This window comes from Pseudomonas sp. A-R-19 (assembly GCF_019956575.1).
Classification (GTDB): Bacteria; Pseudomonadota; Gammaproteobacteria; order Pseudomonadales; family Pseudomonadaceae; genus Aquipseudomonas.
In genome coordinates, this window is the sequence record NZ_JAHBDR010000058.1 from 63592 (window position 1) to 69591 (window position 6000).

General features: G+C 57.5%; 8 protein-coding genes. 5 read left to right on the forward strand and 3 right to left on the reverse strand.

Annotated features, from left to right (window positions below; genetic code table 11):
- The first annotated feature begins 75 nt into the window (after positions 1 to 75).
- From KGA88_RS16020 to KGA88_RS16030, 3 genes are all read left to right on the forward strand, one after another.
- Positions 76 to 546 (forward strand): nuclear transport factor 2 family protein, encoded by a 471-nt coding sequence (locus KGA88_RS16020; RefSeq protein WP_223592540.1) that lies wholly within the window; start codon positions 76 to 78, stop codon positions 544 to 546.
- 40 nt (positions 547 to 586) lie between these two features.
- Complete coding sequence (locus KGA88_RS16025) at positions 587 to 898, forward strand: GIY-YIG nuclease family protein (RefSeq protein WP_110657944.1); 312 nt, start codon at positions 587 to 589, stop codon at positions 896 to 898.
- Positions 899 to 986: 88 nt separating this feature from the next.
- On the forward strand, positions 987 to 1922 hold the full coding sequence (locus tag KGA88_RS16030; protein WP_110657946.1) for a glutathione S-transferase family protein: 936 nt from the start codon (positions 987 to 989) through the stop codon (positions 1920 to 1922).
- Positions 1923 to 2054: 132 nt separating this feature from the next.
- Here KGA88_RS16030 and KGA88_RS16035 read toward each other — a convergent pair whose 3' ends face one another.
- The gene (locus KGA88_RS16035) at positions 2055 to 2405 is read right to left on the reverse strand and encodes a glutaredoxin family protein (protein WP_223592542.1); all 351 of its coding nucleotides are present in this window, start codon (positions 2403 to 2405) and stop codon (positions 2055 to 2057) included.
- Positions 2405 to 3409 (reverse strand): nucleoid-associated protein YejK, encoded by a 1005-nt coding sequence (gene yejK / locus KGA88_RS16040; RefSeq protein ID WP_008018580.1) that lies wholly within the window; start codon positions 3407 to 3409, stop codon positions 2405 to 2407. The genes KGA88_RS16035 and yejK overlap by 1 nt, the downstream gene beginning before the upstream one ends.
- Before the next feature lie 396 nt (positions 3410 to 3805).
- Here yejK and KGA88_RS16045 point away from each other — a divergent pair, with 396 nt between their 5' ends.
- Positions 3806 to 4087 (forward strand): HU family DNA-binding protein, encoded by a 282-nt coding sequence (locus KGA88_RS16045; protein WP_007905514.1) that lies wholly within the window; start codon positions 3806 to 3808, stop codon positions 4085 to 4087.
- Between the two features lie 304 nt (positions 4088 to 4391).
- The gene (locus KGA88_RS16050) at positions 4392 to 4826 is read left to right on the forward strand and encodes a DUF3757 domain-containing protein (protein ID WP_110662745.1); all 435 of its coding nucleotides are present in this window, start codon (positions 4392 to 4394) and stop codon (positions 4824 to 4826) included.
- Between the two features lie 153 nt (positions 4827 to 4979).
- Here the strand turns inward: KGA88_RS16050 and rlmF are convergent.
- Positions 4980 to 6000, reverse strand: a 1021-nt coding sequence (gene rlmF, locus KGA88_RS16055; protein WP_223592552.1) for a 23S rRNA (adenine(1618)-N(6))-methyltransferase RlmF, incomplete at its 5' end; no start/stop codon positions are given.

Sequence of the window (6000 nt, forward strand, 5' to 3'; positions counted from 1 at the left end):
AGTGTTCGATGCATTTGCAGACTATCGTGCAGGCAATCTTTTGAAGCCATTATGCAAATCCAGGGGAACCCGCAAATGAGTGAAGCCCATAGCGCCTTGATCACCCGTTTCTACCAGGCTTTCCAGCGCCTGGATGCCGAAGCCATGGCGGCCTGCTACACCGAAGATGTGGTGTTCAGTGACCCGGCATTCGGCGAGCTTCGCGGTCGTGATGCCGGTGACATGTGGCGCATGCTGACCACTCGGGCCAAGGACTTTTCCCTGACGTTCGACCATGTTCACGCCTCCGGGCGCACCGGTGGCGCCCATTGGATCGCGACCTATCTGTTCAGCCAGACCGGCAACACGGTGATCAACGATATTCAGGCGCGTTTTGTCTTCCGTGACGGCAAGATTTGCGAACACCACGACAGTTTCGATCTATGGACGTGGGCGCGTCAGGCGTTAGGTTTCAAAGGCCTGCTGCTGGGCTGGACGCCACTGGTGAAGAACGCCGTCCGCGCCCAGGCATTGAAGGGCCTGAAGGCATTCCAGGCCAGTCGCTGATAAGATCGCGGCTTGTTTTCCTCCAAGTCCTGATCGTTACGTGACCACCCTCAGCGAAAACCCTGTCGACGCCGACACTCCTGCGAGCAAAACCTGGTTCGTCTACCTCGTTCGCGCGGCCAATGGTTCGCTCTATTGTGGGATCAGCGATGATCCCGTGCGTCGTTTCGCCAAGCATCAAAGCGGCAAGGGCGCACGATTCTTTCTGTCCAGCCCGGCCATGGCCTTGGTCTACACCGAGCGCTGTCGTGACAAAAGCGACGCGTTGCGTCAGGAGCGGCTGATCAAAAAACTCAAGAAAAGCGCCAAGGAATGCCTGGTGGCGAGTGCCACCCCTGGCTTATCACCCTGACTGATCAGTTCCCATCAGGCAGATCTGTAGGCTGTCAGGTGATTGCGCGCTAAGCTGCGGACTCTTGATCCTTGCGGCGGAGCCGAGCATGTCCGAGTTGATTCTGCATCATTACCCGACGTCCCCATTTGCCGAGAAGGCCCGCCTGCTGCTGGGATTCAAGGGCTTGTCCTGGCGCTCGGTGAAGATCTCGCCAGTGATGCCAAAACCGGATCTCACGGCGTTGACCGGTGGTTACCGCAAGACTCCGATGCTGCAGGTCGGTGCAGATATTTATTGCGACACGGCATTGATTGCCCGGCGACTGGAGCAGGAAAAAGCCTTGCCGGCGTTCTTCCCTGAAGGCCAGGAAATGGTCACCGCGTCGTTTGCCGCCTGGGTCGACTCGGTGGTGTTCCAACATGCCGTCAGCCTGGTGTTCCAGCCGGAATCGATCGCGGTGCGCTTTGGCAATTTGTCGCCGGAAGCGATCAAGGCGTTTCTGGCCGACCGTGCCGGTTTGTTCAGTGGTGGTAGTGCGACAAAACTGTCTACCGAACAGGCCAAACACCAGTGGCCAACGATTATGTCGCGCCTGGAGCTGCAGTTGCAGCGCGAAGAGGGGGACTTCCTTTTCGGCGAGCCGTCGATTGCCGACTTCGCCCTGGCTCATTGCCTCTGGTTCCTGAAAGCCACGTCCGTCACGGCGCCACTTGTGGATGCGTACCCGGCTGTTGCCGCGTGGCACGCGCGGGTACTGGGTTTCGGTCATGGTGCGTCCAGCGAAATGAGTTCCGAGGAGGCTCTGGCAGTGGCGCGCGCGTCCACGCCAGCGGCATTGCCGGATGAGCAATTCATCGATCCTAACGGGTTCACGACGGGTCAGCAGGTGGTCATCGCGGCCACGGACTATGGCGTTGATCCGGTGGCGGGCGAGTTGTTGTTTGTCGGCCGCGAGGAGCTGATTGTACGGCGAGAGGACGAGCGTGGCGGTGTGGTGCATGTGCACTTCCCGCGGTTTGGTTTCCGGATTGAAGTGCAGTAAGTCCCGCCACACACCGGCACTGTAGGCGCTGGCTTGCCAGCGATTGCGGTTTGTCAGTCTGCAGTTTTGTCGACTGATCCACCGTCATCGCTGGCAAGCCAGCTCCTACAAGGGAGGTTGCGCGCCGAGAAGTTACTTCAACGCTGCCAGAATCGCATCCGGGTCATACCCGCGAATCAGGGTTCCGTTGACATCGATGATCGGAATCCCGCCCCCACCGAGAACCTCATAGTCCTTGCGTGCTACGGCATCTTTCTCGATATCGAATTCCTTGTAGGGAATGCCTTTCTGATCGAGAAAACGCCGGGTGAGCTTGCAGTAACCACACCAGTCGGTGGCGTAGAGGACGACGTTGGCCTGGGCCTGCGTCTGCGCAGACACCACTTGCGAAGGGTTGAACACCCGCTCGATCTTGCCCCAGTTCTGGTAAGCCACGACCACCAGCAGTATCAGCAGGAATTTTTTCAGTACGCCGCCGAGCATCAGTTGCGACGCTTCAGTTGATCGGTGAGCGAAGTGGGCAGGCCCTTGATGATCAACGTGCCGGCTTCTTCGTCGTACTCGATCTTCGAGCCCAGCAGGTGCGCTTCGAAACTGATCGACAGGCCTTCGGCGCGGCCAGTGAATCGGCGGAACTGGTTCAGGGTGCGTTTGTCGGCCGGGATTTCCGGCGACAGGCCGTAGTCCTTGTTGCGGATGTGATCGTAGAAGGCCTTCGGGCGTTCTTCGTCGATCAGCCCCGACAATTCTTCCAGGCCCATCGGCTCGCCGAGCTTGGCCTGGCTGCTGGCGTAATCCACCAGGGTCTTGGTCTTCTCGCGGGCGTCGTCTTCCGGCAGGTCTTCGCTTTCAACGAAATCACTGAAAGCTTTGAGCAGGGTGCGGGTTTCGCCGGGACCGTCGACGCCTTCCTGGCAGCCGATGAAGTCGCGGAAATACTCCGAAACCTTTTTCCCGTTCTTGCCTTTGATGAACGAAATGTACTGCTTGGATTGTTTGTTGTTCTGCCACTCGGAAACGTTGATCCGCGCCGCCAGGTGCAATTGGCCAAGGTCCAGGTGACGGGACGGGGTCACGTCCAGCTCATCGGTCACGGCCACGCCTTCGCTGTGGTGCAGCAGGGCGATGGCGAGGTAGTCGGTCATGCCCTGCTGATAGTGCGCGAACAGCACGTGGCCACCGACCGACAGGTTCGACTCTTCCATCAGTTTTTGCAGATGCTCGACTGCCACGCGGCTGAACGCAGTGAAATCCTGGCCGCCCTCGAGGTACTCCTTCAGCCAGCCGCTGAACGGGAATGCGCCGGATTCCGGATGGAACAGGCCCCAGGCTTTACCCTGTTTGGCGTTATAGCTTTCGTTGAGGTCGGCGAGCATGTTCTCGATGGCCGCGGACTCAGCCAGTTCAGAGTCACGGGCGTGGAGAACTGCAGGTGTGCCGTCGGGTTTTTTGTCGATCAGGTGGACGATGCAATGACGGATCGGCATGGGCTTCTCGGCTGAATGAAGAGAGGAGGGCGTGCTCCCCCGAAAAAGCGCTCAGTGTACCGCAACCACTGGTTTTGGCGCGGTGCGAAGGGCAATTGGCAGGCGACCGACGGCGCTTATGCGTTTTTTTCCTGTTTTAGCGCAATAAAGCTGACCAAATGGGTAGCTAGAGGCGGATATTTCCCCGTCTGTGTGCTAGCTTTGCCCGGTCTTGCGCGAAGTCACTGCGTTAAGCGTGCAGTCAGCATTTGTCAGGTCGAACCAAACCCTGATTTCGGTATCTATAACCCCGATCCCGAGGTTATTTGGCCGAGGGTGCCGGATCCATAAGATCGGGCTCGATAGCTGACATTGCACTCTGCAATCCATATGAATTTGATAGGGAAGGAACACTAAATGGCTCTTACTAAAGACCAACTGATCGCCGACATCGCTGAAGCTATCGACGCGCCGAAAACCACCGCGCGTAACGCTCTGGACCAACTGGGCCAAATCGTTGCCGATCAGCTGGAAAACGGCGGCGAAATCACTCTGCCAGGTATCGGCAAACTGAAAGTGACTGAGCGCCCTGCCCGTACTGGCCGCAACCCTTCGACTGGGGCTGCCATCGAAATCGCTGCCAAGAAAGTGATCAAGCTGGTTGTGGCCAAAGGCCTGACCGACGCTGTTAACAAGTAAAAACTTGTTAAAAAAACCGTGCGCCGGAGTGATCCGGGCACGGTTTTTTTGTGGGCGCCGGAAACAATTTCGCAAGGTAAATTGGCGCGATAATCCCGTTGTTTGAAAACGTTTGTAACCTGCGCACCGATAGTGAAAGCGCAGTTGCGTCGAATAGCACTTTTCTCTCTATATAAAGCGAACGGTCCTACAGAACTGATAGTTGAGTGTGCGCCTTGGGTCGGTAGTATCAACAAGGCGTAGCGCATGGCTTTGCTTAGAAAGCCAAAACCAAATTTCAGTTGTTGGTTACAGGGACGTTCTTATGAAAGTTAAACAGTTGTTGATGTGCGTATCATTTTTGGTGTCTGGCCAGGCTTTGGCGAATGTGACCGAATACTGCCCGGGCCCTACTGACATCAAGGAGATGGCAGCCGGTGTCTATAAAGCCCCGACAGCAGGTGGCGACGGCGAATGGTACGGTGTTACGCAAACCGGGCGTGGGCCGGTAGCCGATTTTGAAATGGCGATATTCGTACCCCGCGTCGCAGCCGGGGGCGCCACCGTTGCCGGTGAAATCCTGCGTTGTGGTTACAAACTGCAGCATGGGGGCGAGCTGGATATGAGATTCAAACGGGAGGGAACAATCGTAAGTATTGATACCGGTGGGCCATGGGAGGAGTGGTATGGCCAGTATTACTGCGATAGCAAAGAGGCGCGAGCCTGTGCATTCAAAGAGAATGTTCGTACAAAACTTTAAAATGAAGATATCCAGATTTTCTGATAACGATATTGCAGAAAAGTTGTAAGGCAGTTAATGGTTAAAGATCTGAGCGTCACTGTTAAGCGGTGAGGTTTGTAAAAAGCCGTGTCCAGGACCCATCCGGACACGGCTTTTTGTGCGCTTGGCCTTTTACCCAGCTGTAGCTTTCGACCATCGTGCCTGACGCCAGGCCTGTTGCTGCGCTTCGGTCTGAAAGGTCCAGGCGACGAAGCGGCTCTGTTTTTGGCCCTGTCCCATTTCCACCACCCGACTTTCCAGCGCGCCGGCCTTTTTCAAGGCGGTCTGGATCTGCGGCAGGTTCGACGCCTTCGACACCAGTATGCTGAACCACAGCACTTGTTGCGCCACTTGTACGCTCTCGCTGACCAATTGCGTGACGAAACGCACCTCCCCACCCTCACACCACAATTCCGCCGCTTGCCCGCCGAAGTTCAGCACCGGTAGCTTGCGTTTCGGATCGGCTTTGCCCAAGGCTCGCCATTTTCGCGTGCTGCCCCGTGTGGCCTCGTCGAGCGAAGCGTGGAATGGCGGGTTGCACATCGTCAGGTCGAACCGCTCTGCGCTCTCCAGCAAGCCTGTGAGGATCTGCTTGGGGTTGCTCTGCTGGCGGACCTGGATCGCTTTGTTCAGGCCATTGGATTGAATGATGGCTTTCGCCGCAGCGATGGCGGTCGCGTCGATATCGGAACCAAGGAACTGCCACCGATAGTCGCTGTAACCGATCAGCGGATACACGCAGTTGGCGCCCATGCCGATGTCCAGCACCTTCACGGCGGCACCCCGGGGTATCACGCCTTCGTTGCCACTGGCCAGCAGGTCGGCGAGGAAGTGCACATAGTCGGCACGGCCTGGTACTGGCGGGCACAGGTAGTCGGCCGGAATGTCCCAGTGGGCAATGCCGTAGAACGACTTGAGCAGCGCCCGGTTGAACACGCGCACGGCTTCCGGGCTGGCGAAATCGATACTTTCCTTGCCGTATGGATTGATGATCACGAACTTCTTCAGTTCCGGAGCGCTTTTGATCAGCGCCGGAAAGTCGTAGCGACCCTGGTGGCGATTGCGCGGGTGCAGGCTGGCCTTTTCCTTCGGGGCGACGGCCGTGGCCGGGGTCTTCGGGGCAGGCTTCTTGCGCGCAGGCTTGGGGGGGCGG

Coding starts and splice junctions, on each gene's coding strand:
- KGA88_RS16020 (WP_223592540.1), top strand. CDS start 76: ATGAGTGAAGCCCATAGCGCCTTGATCACCCGTTTCTACCAGGCTTTC.
- KGA88_RS16030 (WP_110657946.1), top strand. CDS start 987: ATGTCCGAGTTGATTCTGCATCATTACCCGACGTCCCCATTTGCCGAG.
- KGA88_RS16035 (WP_223592542.1), bottom strand. CDS start 2,405: ATGCTCGGCGGCGTACTGAAAAAATTCCTGCTGATACTGCTGGTGGTC.
- yejK (WP_008018580.1), bottom strand. CDS start 3,409: ATGCCGATCCGTCATTGCATCGTCCACCTGATCGACAAAAAACCCGAC.
- KGA88_RS16045 (WP_007905514.1), top strand. CDS start 3,806: ATGGCTCTTACTAAAGACCAACTGATCGCCGACATCGCTGAAGCTATC.
- KGA88_RS16050 (WP_110662745.1), top strand. CDS start 4,392: ATGAAAGTTAAACAGTTGTTGATGTGCGTATCATTTTTGGTGTCTGGC.